The sequence below is a fragment of the Phaeodactylibacter luteus genome, from assembly GCF_007993045.1.
GTDB lineage: Bacteria > Bacteroidota > Bacteroidia > Chitinophagales > Saprospiraceae > Phaeodactylibacter > Phaeodactylibacter luteus.
The window spans coordinates 1-218 of the sequence record NZ_VOOR01000289.1; the positions used below are offsets into that span (position 1 = coordinate 1).

The following is a 218-nucleotide window of genomic DNA, read 5'->3' on the forward strand; positions in this document are numbered from 1 at the left end:
CTGATCGAAAGCAAGGCCATGCTAAAGGGCGGGGAGGACAAAGAAATACTCGGCCGGTTGTACAACGACTTGGCTGCAGTATACCGTCACAGTGGGTTTCAGCCTGATTCGGCTTTAGTTTATTACAAGCGTGCCATTGATGTGTTTCAGGAGGCTGCTGAAAGGGGCGGAGCCCCCCATCTGTATGCAAAAGAGCTGTCCGCGATTTACAGCAATAT

Annotated in this window: 1 protein-coding gene; it reads left to right on the plus strand. The window is 50.9% G+C overall.

All coding sequences use genetic code 11. The annotated features are described in order from the left end of the window. On the plus strand, window positions 1-218 hold a 218-nt coding region (locus FRY97_RS23075), incomplete at both ends, for a hypothetical protein (protein ID WP_211356981.1).